The organism is Frigoribacterium sp. PhB107 (genome assembly GCF_003751515.1).
Taxonomy (GTDB): domain Bacteria; phylum Actinomycetota; class Actinomycetes; order Actinomycetales; family Microbacteriaceae; genus Frigoribacterium.
The window spans coordinates 690,241-708,165 of sequence record NZ_RJKU01000001.1; the positions used below are offsets into that span (position 1 = coordinate 690,241).

The 17,925-nt window shown below is 70.1% G+C and carries 19 protein-coding genes; 1 reads left to right on the forward strand and 18 read right to left on the reverse strand.

What is annotated here, in order from left to right; all coding sequences use genetic code 11:
- Positions 1–8: 8 nt before the first annotated feature.
- Both EDF18_RS03095 and EDF18_RS03100 read right to left on the reverse strand, forming a co-directional pair.
- Positions 9–803, reverse strand: a complete 795-nt coding sequence (locus EDF18_RS03095) for a PP2C family serine/threonine-protein phosphatase (protein ID WP_123546302.1) — start codon at positions 801–803, stop codon at positions 9–11.
- Positions 800–1,348 (reverse strand): FHA domain-containing protein, encoded by a 549-nt coding sequence (locus EDF18_RS03100; protein ID WP_123546304.1) that lies wholly within the window; start codon positions 1,346–1,348, stop codon positions 800–802. The genes EDF18_RS03095 and EDF18_RS03100 overlap by 4 nt, the downstream gene beginning before the upstream one ends.
- A 189-nt stretch (positions 1,349–1,537) precedes the next feature.
- On the opposite strand from EDF18_RS03100, the gene EDF18_RS03105 reads away from it, so the two are divergent.
- Entirely contained in the window at positions 1,538–2,098 is a 561-nt protein-coding gene (locus tag EDF18_RS03105) for a methylated-DNA--[protein]-cysteine S-methyltransferase (protein ID WP_233568958.1), read from the forward strand.
- Here the strand turns inward: EDF18_RS03105 and EDF18_RS03110 are convergent.
- From EDF18_RS03110 to thrB, 16 genes are all read right to left on the reverse strand, one after another.
- The gene (locus EDF18_RS03110) at positions 2,068–2,868 is read right to left on the reverse strand and encodes a YaaA family protein (protein WP_123546306.1); all 801 of its coding nucleotides are present in this window, start codon (positions 2,866–2,868) and stop codon (positions 2,068–2,070) included. The two genes, EDF18_RS03105 and EDF18_RS03110, sit on opposite strands and share 31 nt — an antisense overlap.
- 28 nt (positions 2,869–2,896) lie before the next feature.
- On the reverse strand, positions 2,897–3,157 hold the full coding sequence (locus EDF18_RS03115) for a F0F1 ATP synthase subunit epsilon (protein WP_123546308.1): 261 nt from the start codon (positions 3,155–3,157) through the stop codon (positions 2,897–2,899).
- 2 nt (positions 3,158–3,159) lie between these two features.
- Positions 3,160–4,620 carry a F0F1 ATP synthase subunit beta gene (gene atpD / locus EDF18_RS03120; protein WP_123546310.1) on the reverse strand — a complete coding sequence of 487 codons (1,461 nt, stop codon included), beginning with the start codon at positions 4,618–4,620 and terminating at the stop codon, positions 3,160–3,162.
- 39 nt (positions 4,621–4,659) lie between these two features.
- Positions 4,660–5,559 (reverse strand): F0F1 ATP synthase subunit gamma, encoded by a 900-nt coding sequence (locus EDF18_RS03125; protein ID WP_123546312.1) that lies wholly within the window; start codon positions 5,557–5,559, stop codon positions 4,660–4,662.
- A gap of 44 nt (positions 5,560–5,603) precedes the next feature.
- Positions 5,604–7,241 (reverse strand): F0F1 ATP synthase subunit alpha, encoded by a 1,638-nt coding sequence (gene atpA, locus EDF18_RS03130; protein WP_123546313.1) that lies wholly within the window; start codon positions 7,239–7,241, stop codon positions 5,604–5,606.
- A 58-nt stretch (positions 7,242–7,299) separates the two neighbouring features.
- Entirely contained in the window at positions 7,300–8,094 is a 795-nt protein-coding gene (locus EDF18_RS03135) for a F0F1 ATP synthase subunit delta (protein WP_123546315.1), read from the reverse strand.
- Positions 8,095–8,096: 2 nt separating this feature from the next.
- Positions 8,097–8,657, reverse strand: coding sequence for a F0F1 ATP synthase subunit B (locus tag EDF18_RS03140; RefSeq protein ID WP_123546317.1), 561 nt, complete (start codon positions 8,655–8,657; stop codon positions 8,097–8,099).
- 20 nt (positions 8,658–8,677) lie between these two features.
- Positions 8,678–8,911 carry an ATP synthase F0 subunit C gene (atpE, locus tag EDF18_RS03145; RefSeq protein WP_043594505.1) on the reverse strand — a complete coding sequence of 78 codons (234 nt, stop codon included), beginning with the start codon at positions 8,909–8,911 and terminating at the stop codon, positions 8,678–8,680.
- Between the two features lie 71 nt (positions 8,912–8,982).
- Positions 8,983–9,789 carry a F0F1 ATP synthase subunit A gene (gene atpB / locus EDF18_RS03150; RefSeq protein WP_123546319.1) on the reverse strand — a complete coding sequence of 269 codons (807 nt, stop codon included), beginning with the start codon at positions 9,787–9,789 and terminating at the stop codon, positions 8,983–8,985.
- Between the two features lie 240 nt (positions 9,790–10,029).
- A complete protein-coding gene (locus EDF18_RS03155) occupies positions 10,030–10,455 on the reverse strand; it encodes a hypothetical protein (RefSeq protein ID WP_123546321.1) in 426 nt (141 codons plus the stop codon).
- Positions 10,452–11,732, reverse strand: a complete 1,281-nt coding sequence (locus EDF18_RS03160) for an MraY family glycosyltransferase (RefSeq protein WP_369878088.1) — start codon at positions 11,730–11,732, stop codon at positions 10,452–10,454. The genes EDF18_RS03155 and EDF18_RS03160 overlap by 4 nt, the downstream gene beginning before the upstream one ends.
- Positions 11,729–12,406 (reverse strand): L-threonylcarbamoyladenylate synthase, encoded by a 678-nt coding sequence (locus tag EDF18_RS03165; RefSeq protein ID WP_123546323.1) that lies wholly within the window; start codon positions 12,404–12,406, stop codon positions 11,729–11,731. Before EDF18_RS03165 ends, EDF18_RS03160 begins: the two co-directional genes overlap by 4 nt.
- A 38-nt stretch (positions 12,407–12,444) precedes the next feature.
- Positions 12,445–13,332: a peptide chain release factor N(5)-glutamine methyltransferase gene (gene prmC, locus EDF18_RS03170; protein WP_123546325.1), complete on the reverse strand. Its 888-nt coding sequence runs from the start codon at positions 13,330–13,332 to the stop codon at positions 12,445–12,447.
- On the reverse strand, positions 13,329–14,411 hold the full coding sequence (gene prfA, locus EDF18_RS03175) for a peptide chain release factor 1 (RefSeq protein ID WP_123546327.1): 1,083 nt from the start codon (positions 14,409–14,411) through the stop codon (positions 13,329–13,331). Before prfA ends, prmC begins: the two co-directional genes overlap by 4 nt.
- Positions 14,411–16,699, reverse strand: a complete 2,289-nt coding sequence (gene rho / locus EDF18_RS03180; RefSeq protein ID WP_123546329.1) for a transcription termination factor Rho — start codon at positions 16,697–16,699, stop codon at positions 14,411–14,413. The genes prfA and rho overlap by 1 nt, the downstream gene beginning before the upstream one ends.
- 260 nt (positions 16,700–16,959) lie before the next feature.
- Positions 16,960–17,913 (reverse strand): homoserine kinase, encoded by a 954-nt coding sequence (gene thrB / locus EDF18_RS03185; protein WP_123547256.1) that lies wholly within the window; start codon positions 17,911–17,913, stop codon positions 16,960–16,962.
- Positions 17,914–17,925: the final 12 nt, after the last annotated feature.

Consider the following 17,925-nt stretch of genomic DNA (forward strand, 5'->3'; position numbering starts at 1 on the left):
GGCCGCGGCTAGGCCTCGGGCAGCTCGGTCGCTGTACCCCGGACGTCGACCACGACGGCCGTGACGTTGTCGCGGCCGCCGGCCTCGACGGCCGCACGGACGAGCGCCGACGCCGCGGCGTGCGACTCCGGCTGCTCGGCGAGCACACGCTCGATGTCGGGGCCGGACAGCTCCTTGGTCAGCCCGTCCGAGCAGACGAGGAGGCGCAGGCCGGCGCGAGCGGGGATCCGCCAGTAGTCGGGACGCTGGTCGACGTCGAAGCCGACGGCCCTCGTGATCACGTTGCTGTCGGGGTGGGACTCGGCGTCCTCTGCACGGAGGAGGCCCGCGTCGACCATCTCCTGGACCACGGAGTGGTCGACGGTGATCTGCTGCAGGGCGCCGTCGGCGACGAGGTACACCCGCGAGTCCCCCACGTTGAAGACCGTGAACTCGGCCTCGCCGTCCTCGCCGGAGAGGAACACGCCGGTGGCGGTCGTGCCGACCCCGAGCTCGGTCTCGGCCGCGGCCACGGCGATGTCCGCCGTCGCACGCCGCAGCGCATCCTCGAGCTCGTCCGTGCTGAGGCTGTCCCGGACCGCCGCCTCGGCGATCCGCCGCACCACCGCGTCGCTGGCGACGTCGCCGGCGCTGTGCCCGCCCATGCCGTCCGCGACGACGAAGACCGGCGCCTCGGCGACGTAGCTGTCCTCGTTGTGCGCGCGGCGGAGGCCGACGTCGGTCACGCCCGCCCAGTCGATCGACAGGCCGGGCGCGTCGGCGGCGAGGGGGTGGGCGGTCGTGGGGCGGCCGAGCTCTGTCACGGGCGAGGTCCTTCGTGGGCTGAGGGTCGGGGAGGCGGGAGGATCTCGAGGAGGTTGCCGTCGCCGACGTCCACTATGGTCCCTGCCAGCGCCACGGACGACTCGCCCTGCCGGAGAGTCACGGGAAGGCGTCCGGGCATCGTCACGACCGTGCCGTTCGTCGAGCGCAGGTCGGTGACGACGACGGTCGCGCCCACCTGCTCGACGCGGACGTGGCTGCCCGAGACCTCGCCGGTCGGCGAGGGCACGACGACGAGGACCATCGGGGCACCGGTCGGGACACGCGGGGCAGCCGGTCGTCGACCGACGACGACGGGGCCCTCGAGCCGATGGCTCTCGCCGCCCACGCGGAGCGCGTGCACCCGACGGGCGGGCTGCGCGGGCGGGGCCGGGGGCACGGGCGGTGCGCTGCGGCGCTCGTCGTGGGTCCTGGCGCGGGGACGCACGACCGTGTCGTCGTCAGGGACCGGTGACGTCGCGGCCCCACGGACGACGAGGACGGTGTCGTCGAGTTCCTCGCCGTCGTGTGGATCGGATCGTGTCACGGTGTCCTCACGAGGGGGTGGTCGAGGAGGCGCGTCACGCCTCGCGACCACGCTACCGGTCGATCGCTCCCCACCTCCGCGCGTCGCGCCTCCTGGCGAGGTCCCTCCCCAGGATCCGCCGGCCTCACCCTCTCCACAAGTGCCGCAGCCGAGCACGACCTCGCGGGAGCACCTCCGTAGCGTGCCCCCATGCCCGACCTCACCCTCGTCCCTCCGCTGGCGCCGGGGCTGCACGACGACCCGGGCGACGTGCGCTTCGTGCGGCTCCACTCCCCCGTCGGTCGGATCGAGATCCACAGTCGACGGGACGCCGTGGAACGCGTCCTCGTCGACGACGGACGAGGCCTGCCCCACGACGGGCTCGTCGAGCACTCGGACGACCTGCTCGAGGCCGCCCGACGGCAGGTGCACGACTACTTCGACGGCCGACGTCGTCAGTTCGACCTCCCTGTCAGGCCGATCGGCACCGCCTTCCAGCTGTCCGTCTGGTCGGCGCTCGTCTCGGTCCCGTGGGGGCTGACGACGACCTACGGGCGCCTCGGCGGTGCTGTGGGGAGCCCGCAGGCCGGGCGGGCCGTCGGCGGCGCCGTCGCGTCGAACCCCCTGCCGTTGCTCGTCCCGTGCCACCGGGTCCTCGGCCGGACGGGCGGCGTCACCGGCTACACGGTCGGCCGGGGCGTGCCGACCAAACAGTGGCTGCTGCGCCACGAGGGCATCGTCTACCGGATCGGGCCCGTGCCGGTCGTCTGACCGGGGTCCCCGAGCAGCGACTCGGACACCAGGACGAGCTCACCCTCGGCCGACGGCTCGAAGACGATGCCGGCCCTCCGGGCCCACGCGAGGAGGTCGTCCAGCCCGGCGAGCTCGGGGCGGTCCTGGAGGAGGCGACCGACGAGCAGCCCCTTCGACTTCTTGTTGAAGTGGTTGAGGGCTCGACGTCGACCGGACGCGTCGGACACGACACGGACGAAGACCGACCCGGGGCACGGAGCAGGCCCGAGCGCGACATAGCCCTCGGAACGGAGGTCGACGACGAACTCCCCTGACTCGACGACGTCGGCCAGGACGGACGCTACCGAGTCGGACCAGGTGGATCGGAGCGACGCCACAGGCAGACGGGAGTCGTGGGACAGCCGGTACGCCGGGATCGGGTCCCCCGCCCGGACCAGCCCGAACAACGCAGAGTGGACGGCCACGTGCTGGTGAGCCCACCGCCAGCCCGTCTCGTCCAGCTCGTCGACCCCGACAGGATCGAACAGGACCCCGGTGTACCGCGCCAGGGCCGGCATCGTCGGCGAGGACTCGACCCTTCTGTTGCGCTCGACCTCGTCGGCGAGACGCGGTCCGAGCTTCAGGCCGGACATCATCGCTTCTCGATCGGACGAGAGAGCCAGGAGGCGGTCCGTCACGTCACGACGGACCTCGCTCAGCTGCGGGAACGACAGGGACGCGAGGTCGAGCCCGGACATGCCGCTGCCCCCGTCCAGTTTGGTCTCGGACGGGGGCAGCAGGAACAGCACGGTGGATCAGGCAGGGTCGGAACGAAGGTCAGGCCAGCTGCGCGTTGCGCGCGACGACCGTGACCGTGTCGTTCTCGACGGAGAGGAACCCGTCGTCCGCCGTCGCCTCGACGGTCGAGCCGTCGGTCAGGCGGACGCGGACCTTGCCCGTGGCCAGGATCGCCAGGAGAGGCTCGTGACCCGGCAGGATCCCGATCTCACCCTCAGCGGTACGGGCGACGATGGACGACGCCTCGCCCGACCACACCTCGTGGTCGGCCGAGACGACGCTCACGGTGAGAGCAGCCACGATCAGCCGTTCTCCTTCTGGATCTGAGCCCACTTCTCTTCGACGTCGGAGATGGACCCGACGTTGAAGAAGGCCTGCGTGGCGACGTGGTCGAACTCGCCGTCCGCGATCGCGGTGAAGGACTCGATGGTCTCCTTGAGGGGGACCGTGGAGCCCTCGACGCCGGTGAACTTCTTCGCCATGTAGGTGTTCTGCGAGAGGAACTGCTGGATCCGGCGCGCGCGAGCGACCGTGATCTTGTCCTCCTCGGAGAGCTCGTCGACACCGAGGATGGCGATGATCTCCTGCAGTTCCTTGTTCTTCTGAAGGATCGCCTTGACGCGGATCGCCGTGTTGTAGTGCGCCTCGCCCAGGTACCGGGGGTCGAGGATGCGGCTGGTCGAGGTCAGCGGGTCGATCGCCGGGTAGAGGCCCTGCGAGGCGATCTCACGCGACAGCTCCGTCGTGGCGTCGAGGTGCGCGAACGTCGTGGCGGGGGCCGGGTCGGTGTAGTCGTCGGCAGGCACGTAGATCGCCTGCAGCGAGGTGATCGAGTGACCACGCGTCGAGGTGATGCGCTCCTGGAGCACGCCCATCTCGTCGGCGAGGTTCGGCTGGTAGCCCACCGCGGACGGCATGCGGCCGAGCAGCGTCGAGACCTCGGAACCGGCCTGCGTGAAGCGGAAGATGTTGTCGATGAAGAGCAGGACGTCCTGCTTCTGCACGTCACGGAAGTACTCCGCCATCGTCAGCGCCGACAGGGCGACACGGAGGCGCGTCCCCGGCGGCTCGTCCATCTGGCCGAACACGAGGGCGGTCTTGTCGAACACCCCGGCCTCGTCCATCTCGGCGATGAGGTCGTTGCCCTCGCGGGTGCGCTCGCCCACGCCGGCGAACACCGACACACCACCGTGATCTTGCGCGACGCGCTGGATCATCTCCTGGATGAGGACGGTCTTGCCGACGCCCGCACCCCCGAAGAGGCCGATCTTGCCGCCCTGCACGTACGGCGTGAGGAGGTCGATCGACTTGATGCCGGTCTCGAAGAGCTGCGTCTTCGACTCGAGCTGATCGAAGGCCGGGGGCTTGCGGTGGATCGGCCAGCGCTCGGTGATCTCCACCTGCTCGTTGCCCCCGAGGTTGAGGATCTCGCCCGTGACGCTGAAGACCTTGCCCTTGGTGACGTCTCCGACGGGCACCGAGATCGGAGCACCGGTGTCGGTGACCTCCTGGCCGCGGACGAGGCCGTCCGTCGGCTTGAGGGCGATGGCACGGACCAGGTCGTCGCCGAGGTGCTGTGCGACCTCGAGGGTCAGCTCGCTCGTCGTGTCGCCGATGGTGATCGTCGTGTGGAGCGCGTTGTACACGCCCGGGATGGCGTCGTGCGGGAACTCGATGTCGACGACGGGGCCCGTGACCCGGGCGACTCGCCCGACGCCGGGAGCCGACTCGGTCGCGACCGGCGCGGTTGCGGTGTCAGTCATGGCTTCTCTCTCTTCGGATGGTGATGCTGGGGGGCAGATCTACTTGGCCGAGCTGAGGGCGTCTGCGCCGCCCACGATCTCGGAGATCTGCTGCGTGATCTCGGCCTGGCGAGCGTTGTTCGCCAGACGGGTGAAGTCCCGGATGAGGGTGTCCGCGTTGTCGCTGGCAGCCTTCATGGCCTTCTGGCGAGCAGCGTGCTCGGACGCCGCCGACTGCAGCATCGCGTTGAAGATGCGGCTCTCGATGTAGACCGGCAGCAGCGAGTCGAGCACCTCGGTGGCGTCGGGCTCGAAGTCGTACAGCGGCAGGATCTCGTCGTCGGCGGGCGCCTCGACGCCCTCGACGACCTCGAGGGGAAGGAGACGGACGACCTCGGGAACCTGGCTGACCATGTTCACGAAGCGGTTGTAGACGATGTGGATCTCGTCCACGCCGCCCTCGGACGCGTCCGTCAGGAACTTCGCCACGACTGCGTCGCCGATCTCCTTCGCAGTCGCGAACTCGGGCTGGTCGGTGTTGCCCGTCCAGATCTGCTCCGAGTCGCGCTTGCGGAACGCGAAGTAGTTCTGCGCCTTGCGGCCGACGAGGTAGAACACGACGTCCTTGCCCTGTCCGCGGAGCAGGGTCGCGAGCTGCTCGGCCTCCTTCAGCGTGTTCGAGCTGAAGGCGCCGTTCAGGCCGCGGTCGGACGTGAACACGACGACCGCTGCACGCTCCACGGTCGCGGGCTCGGTGGTGAGGATGTGGTCGACGTCCGAGAACGTCGCCACGGCCGAGACCGCACGCGTGATGGCACGCGAGTACGGTCCGGAGGCCTTCATCCTGGCCTGCGCCTTCTGGATGCGCGAGGCCGAGATGAGCTCCATCGCACGCGTGACCTTCTTGGTGGTCTGCGCGGACCGGATCCTCTGGCGGTAGACCCTTAGCTGGGCTCCCATGACTCTCCTGTTGTCTCGTCAGTCGTGATCGTCGGTCGAGCGCGTCAGCGCTTGGCCTTGACGATCTTCTCCTGGTTGACGTCGGCCGCGTCGGTGGCCTCGAACTGCTCGGTGCCGACCGAGGCGAGGGGCTTGCCCTCCCCCGTCTGGAACTCCTGCTTGAAGGCGTCCACGCCGGCGTCGAGCGCCGAGACGATGTCGTCCGACAGGACGTTCTTCTCACGGAGGTCCGACAGCACCGAGGTGTTGCGACCGAGGTAGTCGAGCAGCTCACGCTCGAAGCGCAGCACGTCGGGCACGGGGACCTCGTCGAGCTTGCCGTTCGTGCCGGCCCAGATCGAGACGACCTGGTCCTCGACGGGGTACGGCGAGTACTGCGGCTGCTTGAGCAGCTCCGTGAGGCGCGCGCCACGAGCCAGCTGACGACGGCTCGCCGCGTCGAGGTCGGACGCGAACATCGCGAAGGCCTCGAGCGAGCGGTACTGCGCCAGCTCGAGCTTGAGCGTGCCGGAGACCTTCTTGATCGACTTCAGCTGCGCGTCGCCGCCCACTCGCGAGACCGAGATGCCGACGTCGACAGCGGGACGCTGGTTGGCGTTGAACAGGTCGGACTGCAGGAAGATCTGGCCGTCGGTGATGGAGATCACGTTGGTCGGGATGTACGCCGAGACGTCGTTGGCCTTGGTCTCGATGATCGGGAGACCGGTCATCGAGCCGGCGCCCAGCTCGTCCGAGAGCTTCGCGCAGCGCTCGAGCAGACGCGAGTGCAGGTAGAAGACGTCGCCGGGGTACGCCTCGCGGCCCGGCGGGCGACGCAGGAGGAGCGACACGGCACGGTAGGCCTCGGCCTGCTTCGAGAGGTCGTCGAAGATGATGAGGACGTGCTTGCCGCCGTACATCCAGTGCTGGCCGATGGCCGAGCCGGTGTAGGGGGCGAGGTACTTGAAGCCCGCGGGGTCGGACGCCGGAGCGGCGACGATCGTCGTGTACTCCATGGCGCCGGACTCTTCGAGGGCGCCCTTCACGGACGCGATCGTCGAGCCCTTCTGGCCGATGGCGACGTAGATGCAGCGGACCTGCTTGTTGACGTCGCCCGACTCCCAGTTGGCCTTCTGGTTGATGATCGTGTCGATCGCGATGGCCGTCTTGCCGGTCTGGCGGTCGCCGATGATCAGCTGACGCTGGCCACGGCCGACCGGGATCATGGCGTCGATGGCCTTGATGCCGGTCTGCATGGGCTCGTGCACCGACTTGCGCTGCATGACGCCGGGGGCCTGGAGCTCGAGGGCGCGACGCCCCTCGTTCGCGATCTCGCCGAGACCGTCGATGGGCGCCCCCAGGGGGTCGACCACGCGGCCGAGGAAGCCGTCGCCGACGGGGACCGAGAGGACCTCGCCGGTGCGGGTCACCTCCATGCCCTCCTCGATGCCGGAGAACTCGCCGAGCACGATCGTGCCGATCTCGTCCTCGTCGAGGTTCTGGGCCAGGCCCTGCGTGCCGTCCGCGAAGCGGATGAGCTCGTTGGCCATGACGCCGGGGAGACCCTGGACGTGCGCGATGCCGTCAGCGGCGTCCGTGACGTAGCCGACCTCGGTCGTCGAGGCCTTGGACGGGTCGTACGACGACACGAAGTCCTTCAGCGCATCGCGAATCTCATCGGGGCTGATCTTGATGTCTGCCATTGTGATTCCTATTCGTAGCGAGGCTTCAGGAGGCCTCGAGTCTGTGTGGGGTGCGTGCCTAGCCGGCGAGCTGGAGGCGGAGCGCGCTGAGCTTGGTGGCGACGGTCCCGTCGATGACCTCGTCGCCGACCTGGACGCGGAGCCCGCCGATCACGGCGGGGTCGACGACCTGGTTGATGCGGAGGCTACGCCCGAACTGTCGGGACAGACCCTGTTCGAGGCGGGCCGCGTGGGCGTCGTCGAGGACGCGCGCGGTCGTGACCGTGGCGACGAGCTGGTCCGACTGGTCGGACACGATCTCGGCTGCCGTGCGGAGGAGCTCCCCGATCCGACGGCCGCGGGGCTGACGGACGAGGTGGCCGACGATCGTGATCGTCTGCTCGCTCGCGCGTCCCCCGAGGAGGCGCTGCACGAGGCCTGCCTTCGCCTCGGGATCGCTCAGCTTGGTGCCGATGGCGAGCTCGAGGGAGGAGTCGGAACGGACGGCTGCGTCGAACGCGAAGAGCTCGTTCGCGATCGTGCTGCCGTCGGGGATCGTGGAGGCGACGACACGGATGCCGATCTCTTCCATGCCCGCGAGGAGATCGCGCTTCGAGGACCAGCGGCGACCCACCACGGACAGCACCAGCGCACGCGCCGGCTCGGTGAAGGCACCGAACACGCGGTCGACGAGCTGCTTCTTGGTGGCCGCGCCGACGGCGGGGTCGGCGAAGTAGGCCTGGAGCTGGACATTGCCGCCGATGACGCGACCGGCGTCGAGCACCTGCTCGCCCGTGGTCAGGTCTGCGGCACCGCCGAGGTCGGCGAGGGTGGACCTCGCCGACCCGAGCGCCTCACGGGACATGGAGCCCATCGTCAGCGGCCCGCCTTCGTGTTCTGGTCGGCCTCGAGGTCGGCCAGGAACCGGTCGACGACGGCCGATGCCTTGGCGTCGTCCGCCAGGGACTCGCCGATGACGCCCGACGCGAGGTCGATGGCCAGCGAGCCGACCTCGGCGCGGAGCGACGCGACAGCAGCCGCGCGCTCGGCCTCGATCTGGACGTGGGCGTTCGCGGTGACGCGATCGGCCTCAGCCTGTGCCTGCTGCTTGAGGTCGGCGAGGATCTCGGCGCCCTCAGCACGAGCGGCCTCACGGATGCGAGCCGCCTCGGCACGGGCGTCGGCAAGCTGCTTCTTGTACTCGTCGAGGGCCTTCGCCGCCTCGGCCTGTGCGGCCTCGGCGTGGGCGATGCCGCCTTCGATGCGCTCGGCACGCTCGTCGAGGATCTTGCGGAACTTCGGGATCGCGAAGATCCCGAAGAACGCGGCGATGACCACGAAGACGACGAGAGACCAGAGGATGTCGTAACCGGCGGGGAAGAAGACGGCAGCCCCTTCGGGAGCACCGCCCTCGGCCGCGAGGATCGTCTCGATCATCGGTGTGTCGTCCTAACTGATCAGGAGAAGATGAAGCCGGCGGCGAGGCCGATGAAGCCCAGCAGCTCGGTGAACGCGATGCCGAGGAACATCGTGACCTGGAGGCGGCCGGCCAGCTCGGGCTGACGTGCCATGGCCTCGACGGTCTTGCCCGCGACGATGCCGATGCCGATGCCGGGGCCGATCGCTGCGAGGCCGTAGCCGACGGTCGCGATGTTGCCGTTGATCTCAGCGAGGATCGTGGTGGTGTCCACTTGTGTTTCCTTCCGGTTGGGCGGGGCTCGTCAGGCGACGGGCCCCGTCGTTCTTAGTGTTCGTTCGACGCTCAGTGTTCGTTCGACGCGGCCTGTTGGATGTAGACCGAGGCGAGGAGCGTGAAGACGTAGGCCTGCAGCACGGCGACGGCCATCTCGACGATGGTCATCACGAATCCGCCGATGAGGGTCAGGGCGCCGAACGCCATGAACCCACCGCTCATGCTGAAGAAGAAGAAGTGCGTCGCGGCGAAGCAGAGCACGAGGAGGAGGTGGCCGACCATCATGTTCAGCAGCAGTCGCAAGGCCAACGAGATGGGCCGGACGATGAAGATGTTGATGAACTCGATGGGCGTCAACAGGATGTACATGTACCACGGCACACCGGCCGGGAACAGCGCGTTCCGGAAGAAGGTCGCCCCGCCCACCTCGCGGAAGCCCGCGTAGATGAACATGACGTACGCGACGACGCCGAGCAGCAGCGGCATGGCGACGACCGAGGTGCCTGCGATGTTCAGCCCGGGCACGATGCCCGTGATGTTCATCGCGAAGATGCCGAAGAACATCGCGGCCAGCAGCGGCAGGTACTTTCGGCCGAGCTTCTCGCCCAAGATCTCTTCGACGATCTGCACGCGGACGAAGTCGAGGCCGAGCTCGGCGATGCTCTGGCCGCGGGACGGCACGAGGCGCCCCTTGCGGAGGGCGAGCCAGAAGAGCAGCAGCATGACGGCGATCGCGAAGAGGCGGACCAGCATGATGCGGTTCAGCTCGAAGGGGGTGCCTTCGAAGAAGATCGCGGACGGGAAGAACTCGTCAAGAGTCGGGGCGTGGAATCCCCCGTCTCCGTGGCCGGTCTCGGCAGCGGAGAGCAGGTTCACAGCGTTCGCTATCAGCGCTATCTCCTGTGTCGGGGCGAGCACCCTGAAGTGTCGCGACGATTGGTGGGGTTGTCATCCGAACCCGCAGAGAATCGCGGCCGGGGAACGGTCATGACTCTATCAAGGTATTCGGCGCTGGCACGAATCGGCGGCGGTCTTTTCATGCCCTGCAAGGAACATGACCCGGTCGCCGCCGCACACGGGCCCGGGAGGGCCTCGTCGTGGTGGTCCGTGGACCCGTCAGTCCTGCGGCGCGGGAGGCAGGACCGCGTCGCTGACGTTGCCGAGTCGACCGCGGACGACCACCAGGGCGTCGATGGCCAGGGTGCCGATGATCGACACGACGAGGGCCAGGAAGAGCACGACGTCGTTCACGAAGGGCTGGTCCTTCACGAGGACCAGCAGCACGACGAAGATGACGAGCTTGAGCAGCCACGCGCCCATCACGATGCCGAAGAAGGCCGCCAGGCGGAACCGGATCGCGATGAGCATGCTCGCCGCGGTGATGCCGGCGAAGACGACGGCGAGGGCCACCCCGACGAGCGCGCTCCAGAGCCCGTCCGTCCCCGCGAGGGCGTACCCGAGACCGCCTCCCACCACGGCGATCGCGAGGGCCAGGAAGCCCGTGTAGGTGAGGATCTTGGTGAAGATCGATCGGGCGTTCATGGGCGTTCCTCCGGGGGTGTCAGTTCGGGCACCACGGCGTTCTGCGCCGTGTCGGTGTCAGACGGGTCGAGGACTCCGGCGGCCTCGTCGAGCGGGTCGAAGCGTCCCGACTCGCTCGCCGCGAGGTCGGCGGTGCGGGTGCTCTGGACGGCGACCTCGACGCGCTTCCTGCGGCTGAGCGGAGCGAGGGTCAGGGCAGCGCAGACCACGAGGCCGACGCCGAGGAAGAGCCCGACGAGCCAGGCGGGCTTGACGAAGAGGAACATCAGGCAGCCGACGGAGACCACGAGGGTCCACGAGTAGAAGATCAGCACGGCCTGGAAGTGCGAGTGGCCCATGTCGAGGAGGCGGTGGTGCAGGTGCTTGCGATCGGCAGTGAACGGCGACTTGCCTGCGCTCACGCGACGAAGCACGGCGAGGCCGAAGTCGAGGAGGGGCACCACCAGGACGGCGAACGGCAGCAGGATCGGGATGAAGGCGGGCAGCAGCGCGGACCGTGAGATCGTGGCCGGGTCGATCTGGCCCGTCACGGAGATGGCGCTGGTCGCCATCACGAGCCCGGTGAGCAGGGCGCCCGCGTCGCCCATGAAGAGGCGTGCCGGATGCCAGTTGAGGGGGAGGAAGCCGAGGCAGGCACCGATGAGGACGGCCGTGAGCAGCGCAGCCAGGTTGAAGTACTCGGTCTGGCCGATGGTGATCGAGATGACGAAGCTGTAGATGAAGAACACGCTGTTCGCGATGATCGTCACCCCGGCGACCAGCCCGTCGAGGCCGTCGATGAAGTTGACCGCGTTCATCACCAGGACGATGGCCAGGATCGTCAGGATCAGCGACATGTAGGGAGAACCGATGGCGAGGCTGCCGCCGATCGGGAGCGACACCAGCTGGACGCCCTGCCACGCGAGGACGCCCGCCGCGATGATCTGGCCGGCGAGCTTGGTCATCCAGTCGAGGTCGTAGAGGTCGTCGACCACGCCGATCACGACGATGATCGTCGCCGCGCCCAGGATCGCCAGCGGCGGGCCGGGGTCCGCGAACACGAGGCGGAAGTAGTCGACGCCGGAGATGAGGGGGAAGACGAACCACGCCGCGAGGAGGGCGACCACGACTCCCGCCCACATCGCCACTCCCCCGAGCCGAGGCGTCGGCGTCTGGTGGACGTCTCGCTCGCGGATCGTCGGGTAGAGCTTGAATCGGAGGCCGAGGCGCCACACGACGACGGACAGCACGAAGCTGACGACTGCCGCGATGACCATCGCGAGCAGGTAGTACCTCACGCGAGGGCGTCGGCCCCGACGACGCGTCTGATCTCGGAGTCGGGCAGGACGCCGTGCCGGACGATGCGGACGACGCCGTCGGACGCACCCGTCGCGTCGACGATCGTCGAGCCCGTGTTGGCGCCGGGCCGTCGTTCCCAGTCGCTGCCCACGGGCCCGGCGTCGAGGTACACCGACACCGAGTCGCCCAGCATGTCGAGGGCCGCCTGGGCGGTCTCGGCCGCCGCCTGGCCGGTGAGGTTGGCGCTCGAGACGGCGAGCGGCCCCGTCTCCTCGAGCAGCTCGAGGGTGAGCGGGTGGCTCGGCACGCGCAGGGCGACGGTGCCCCGCGTGTCGCCGAGGTCCCAGCTGAGGGACGCCTGCGCGCGGAAGATCACGGTGAGCGGCCCCGGCCAGAACTCGTCGAGCAGCGGCCTGACGACCTCGGGCACCGTCGAGGTGAGCGCGGCGAGTGTCTCTTGCCCCTTGATGAGGACGGGAGGCGGCGACTGGCGGCCCCGCCCCTTGGCGTCGAGGAGCTTCTGCACCGCGCCGGGGTCGAACGCGTCGGCGGCCACGCCGTAGACCGTGTCGGTGGGCAGGACGACGAGCTCGCCCCGGCCGATGGCGCCGCGTGCTCGGCGCATGCCGGCGAGGAGCTCGGAGTCGACGGAGAGGTCGTAGAGGGAGGCCATGACCTGACGATGATAGTGCGGACGACCTGGAGAGGGCGTCAGCGCACCGCCGTCGTCGCACGGTCGCGACCGGTGAGGTCGGGGTGGGTGACCGTGGACCGCCAGCCGTCGGCGTCCAGCAGGTCCCGGATGGCGCCTCCCTGTGCCTCGCCGTGCTCGATGACGAGCACACCACCGACGCGCAGGAGGCGGAGGGCCGTCGCCGACAGGTCGCGCACGACGTCGAGGCCGTCGGCTCCCCCGTAGAGGGCGAGCGCGGGGTCGTGCAGACGCACCTCGGGATCGCGCGGCACCATCCCGACGGGGATGTACGGCGGGTTCGAGGCGACCACGGACACGGTGCCGTCGAGCTCGGGCAGGGCGTCCGCGAGGTCGCCCTCGACGAGGCGGGCGTTCTCGGCGCCGACCGCGGCGATGTTGCGACGGGTCCAGACGGCGGCCTCGGCCGAGAGCTCGACCGCGACGACGGACGCTCGGGGCACCTCCGTGGCCATGGCCAGGGCGATGGCGCCGCTGCCTGTGCCGAGGTCGACCGCGATCGGGGCGGGCTCGGCCGCGGCGCGCAGGGCGTCGACGGCCAGCTGCGCCACCCCCTCGGTCTCGGGCCGGGGCACGAAGACGCCCGGTCCGACGTGCAGCTGCATCGACCGGAACGGAGCGGTGCCCGTGATGTGCTGGAGAGGCTCACGGGCGGCGCGCCGGGCGATCGCGCGGGCGAACGCGCCGGCGGCGTCGGCCGTCAGGGCGCACCGGGTGACGACCCGGGCGCGGAGCACACCCCGACCGAGGTCGAGCACGTGGGCGAGCAGCAGCTCCGCGTCGACGTCCGGTGTCGGCACCCCGGACGACGAGAGCACGGCCGACCCCGCCGCGAGGGCGGAGTCGACCGTGCGGGCGTGCCCGAGGTCGGCGACGGCGTCGGTCACGACGCGGCGTCGCCGATCTCGGCGAGGCGAGCCTCTTCGTCGGCCTGGATGCACGACTCGACGACGGGCTGCAGGGCCCCGTCCATCACGGCGTCGAGGTTGTACGCCTTGTAGCCGGTGCGGTGGTCGGCGATGCGGTTCTCCGGGAAGTTGTAGGTGCGGATGCGCTCCGACCTGTCCATGCCCCGGATCTGGCTCTTGCGGGCGTCCGACGCGATCGCCGCCTGCTCCTCCTGCTGGCGCGCGAGGATGCGCGCGCGCAGGACGCGCATGCCGGCCTCGCGGTTCTGCAGCTGGCTCTTCTCGTTCTGCATCGCCACCACGATGCCCGTGGGCAGGTGGGTGATGCGGACGGCCGAGTCGGTCGTGTTGACCGACTGGCCCCCGGGGCCGGACGACCGGTAGACGTCGATCTTGAGGTCGTTCTGGTTGATGTCGACCTCCTCCGGCTCGTCGACTTCGGGGAACACGAGGACCCCGGTCGTGGAGGTGTGGATGCGCCCCTGGGACTCCGTGGCGGGCACGCGCTGGACGCGGTGCACGCCTCCTTCGTACTTCAGATGGGCCCAGACGCCCTGCGACGGATCGGTGGCGTTCGACTTGATGGCCACCTGGACGTTCTTGTAGCCGCCGAGGTCGCTGTCGTCGCTCTGGATCATCTCGGACTTCCAGCCCATGCCCTCGGCGTAGTGCAGGTACATGCGCAGGAGGTCGGCGGCGAACAGGGCGCTCTCCGCGCCTCCCTCGCCCCCCTTGATCTCCATGATCACGTCACGGCCGTCGTCGGGGTCACGAGGGATCAGGAGGCGCCGCAGCTTCTCCTGGGACTCGTCGAGGCCCTGCTCGAGCGCGGGCACCTCGTCGGCGAACGCCTCGTCCTCCTTCGCGAGCTCCCGTGCGGCCTCGAGGTCGTCGCCCGCCTGCTGCCACGCCGAGTGGGCAGCCACGATGCGGCTGAGCTCGGCGTAGCGGCGGTTGATCTTCTTGGCGCGAGCGGCGTCCGCGTGCACCGCGGGGTCGCTGAGCTGCGTCTGGAGGTCGTCGTGCTCCGCGAGGAGAACGGACACCGACTCGAACATCAGTGGTCTTTGTGGCCGGCGTCGTGGCCGTTCGCGGGCATCGACTTCTGGATCTGCACGAGGAACTCCACGTTCGACTGCGTCTCCTTGAGGTTGCCGAGGACGATCTCGAGCGCCTTCTGCTGCTCGAGCCCGGCGAGGGCGCGGCGCAGGCGCCACGTGATCTTGACCTCGTCGGGGCTGAGCAGCATCTCTTCGCGACGGGTGCCGGAGGCGTTGACGTCGACGGCCGGGAAGATGCGCTTGTCGGCGAGGTGGCGCGAGAGGCGGAGCTCCATGTTGCCGGTGCCCTTGAACTCCTCGAAGATCACCTCGTCCATCTTCGAGCCGGTCTCGACCAGCGCGGTCGCCAGGATGGTCAGCGAGCCGCCGTTCTCGATGTTGCGCGCGGCGCCGAAGAAGCGCTTCGGCGGGTAGAGGGCCGACGAGTCGACGCCGCCCGACAGCACGCGGCCGGAGGCCGGGGCGGACAGATTGTAGGCGCGGCCGAGACGGGTGATGGAGTCGAGCAGCACGACGACGTCGTGGCCCAGCTCGACGAGGCGCTTCGCCCGCTCGATCGCGAGCTCGGCGACCGTCGTGTGGTCTTCAGCGGGGCGGTCGAACGTCGAGGCGATGACCTCGCCCTTGACCGTGCGCTGCATGTCGGTGACCTCTTCGGGACGCTCGTCCACCAGGACGACCATGAGGTGCACCTCGGGGTTGTTCACCGCGATGGCGTTGGCGATCGCCTGCAGCACGAGCGTCTTGCCGGCCTTGGGCGGCGAGACGATCAGGCCGCGCTGGCCCTTGCCGATGGGCGACACGAGGTCGATGATGCGGGTCGAGAGCTTCTGCTGCTCGGTCTCGAGGCGCAGTCGCTCCTGGGGGTAGAGAGGCGTGAGCTTGCCGAACTCGACGCGCTTGGCGGCCTCCTCGACGGGCTGGCCGTTGATCGAGTCGATCCGGACGATCGCGTTGTACTTCTGGCGCCCCTGGCCCTGGTCGCCCTCGCGCGGCTGGCGGATCGCGCCGACGACGGCGTCGCCCTTGCGGAGGTGGTACTTCTTGACCTGGCCGAGCGACACGTAGACGTCGCTCGCGCCGGGCAGGTAGCCCGTGGTGCGGACGAAGGCGTAGTTCTCGAGCACGTCGAGGATGCCGGCGACGGGGATGAGGACGTCGTCCTCGGAGATCTCAGGCTCGAACTCGTCGGTCTGGACGCCGCGTCCGCGCTTGCGGTCACGCTGACGGCCACGGCCCTGACGGCCGTTCTCGTCCTGCTGCTGCGGGCCGGTGCCCTGCTGACGGTCCTGCTGCTGGCGGTCGCCCTGCTGCTGGTCGACCTTCTGGCCGCCCTGTTGCTGGCGATCCTGCTGCTGGCGGTCGCCCTGCTGCTGGCGGTCGCCCTGCTGCTGGTCGGCCTTCTGGCCGCCCTGCTGCTGACGGTCCTGCTGCTGCTCGCCGGCCGCGGCCTGCTGGCCGGACTGGCCGTTCTTGCGGTCTCCGCGGCCGCGGCTGCGGCTGCGACGGCCGCCGCCCTGCTGGCCGGACTGGTCGCCCTGGCCCTGATCGCCCTGCGCCTGGTCGCCCTGGCCCTGGCCCTGGTCGTCCGCACCCTGGTCGCCCTGGGCGCGCTCGGCGGCGTCGCCGGACGTGTCGAGGTCGGTGGTGGCGTCGGAGGGCTGCTCGCCCTGCGCCGCGGCCTGAGCCTCGGCGACGGTCGCGTCGGAGGCGCGGCGCGAGCCACGGCGGCTGCGCGAGGGACGCTCGGCGGCGACGGGCGCCTCCTGGGCGACCTCTGCCGCGGGAGCCTGCTCGGCCTGCGCGACGGGAGCCTCGACCGGGGTCGCGGCGGGGGCCTGGAGGACGGGCTCGACGCCCGACTCTCCGCCGTTGACGTGGTCGCCGGCGCCGCGCTGGGCGGGAGCGCCGGCCGCGGAGGTGGCGCGACGCGAGCCGCGACGGGCACGGGTCGGGGCGACGGGCGCCTCGTCGGCGGTGGGGACCTGGGCAGCGTCGGCCTGCTCGGTGCCGGTGACGCCCTCGACGGGCGCGTCGGCGACTGCCTCGACGGGCACGTCGAGCACGGGCTGCTCGACGACGGGCACGGCGGCCTCGGCCGGGGCAGCGGCGCCCCCGGCCGACTGCGCCTGCACGGCGGCGATCGCGGCGACGAGGTCGCCCTTGCGGAGCTTGGAGAGACCGCTGATGCCGAGCGAGGAGGCGAGGGCCTGGAGCTGCGGGAGGCGCATGGCGCTGAGTTCGGCGGTGGTGTCCGCAGAGTTGGGGATGTCGACGTCTGACACTGGTGTTGGGTTCCTTCCGCTCCCCCGCGAGAGCCGCGAGGCTGAGCTGGTCACACCTCGTGGCCTGGGGTCTGCCCTGTCGGCAGGCCCTGCGCGGATGCGCGCTGCGCGGGATGCGCAGAGGAGCTCACGGAGGTGCGGCGCACGTACGCCAGACAGGCGGACGGACGCTGCGAGATGTGCACTACGGGATGTGCGGCCCGGGGGGATCAGGGAGCCTGGGGACTCGACACGCCTACTCGAGAACCGAGGAGGTGCTGCTAGAAGCCCAGGGGATCTTGATTCTCTACCGGGTGCGGCTTCACTGTAGCACCCCGCAGGTCGACGGCGAGCATGACGGCGCGCCAGTCGGACAGGGAGTGCTCGGCCACGAGATCCGCTGCGAAGAGGCGCTGCGCGGGGTCGCTCCCGAGCACCAGCAGCGACGGCCCCGCGCCGGACACGACCGCGGCCAGGCCGGCGTCCCGCAGCATGGTGATCAGCGCGTCGGTCTCGGGCATGGCGCTCGCCCGGTAGCTCTGGTGGAGCCTGTCCTCCGTGGCGGCGAGCAGCAGCTCGGGGCTCTGGATCAGCGCCGCCACGAGCAGCGCGGAGCGGGACACGTTGAACGTCGCGTCCTCGTGCGGCACCGACGCGGGCTGGAGGCTGCGTGCGAGCTTCGTCGAGAGGGTCGACTCCGGCACGAACACGACGGGAGACACGCCCCGGTGCACGAGCAGGCGCTTGTGGGCGGGGCCCGACGAGGTCATCCACGCGATGGTCAGCCCGCCGAAGAGCGCCGGGGCCACGTTGTCGGGGTGTCCTTCCATCTCGGTGGCCACCCGCAGCAGGTCGGCGGAGGAGAACTCGACCACCCCCTCCAGCAGGCCCTTGGCCGCGACGACGCCGGAGACGATGGCGGCGGCCGACGAGCCGAGGCCGCGCCCGTGCGGGATCACGTTGCGGGCCTCGAGCCGGAGACCCGGCAGCGGCTGGCCGACGGATGCGTAGGCCGCGGCGATCGCCTGCACGACGAGGTTGCCCTCGTCGGTGGGGACCTCGCCCGCCCCGACGCCCTCGACGTGCACCTCGACGCCCGAGCCCGTGGTCGTGGTGACCACGAGCTCGTCGTAGAGCGAGACGGCGAGCCCGAGCGTGTCGAAGCCGGGGCCGAGGTTCGCCGAGGTCGCCGGCACCCGGACCAGCACCGACCGCACGTCGCCCGCTCGGGTCATCAGCACGCCTCG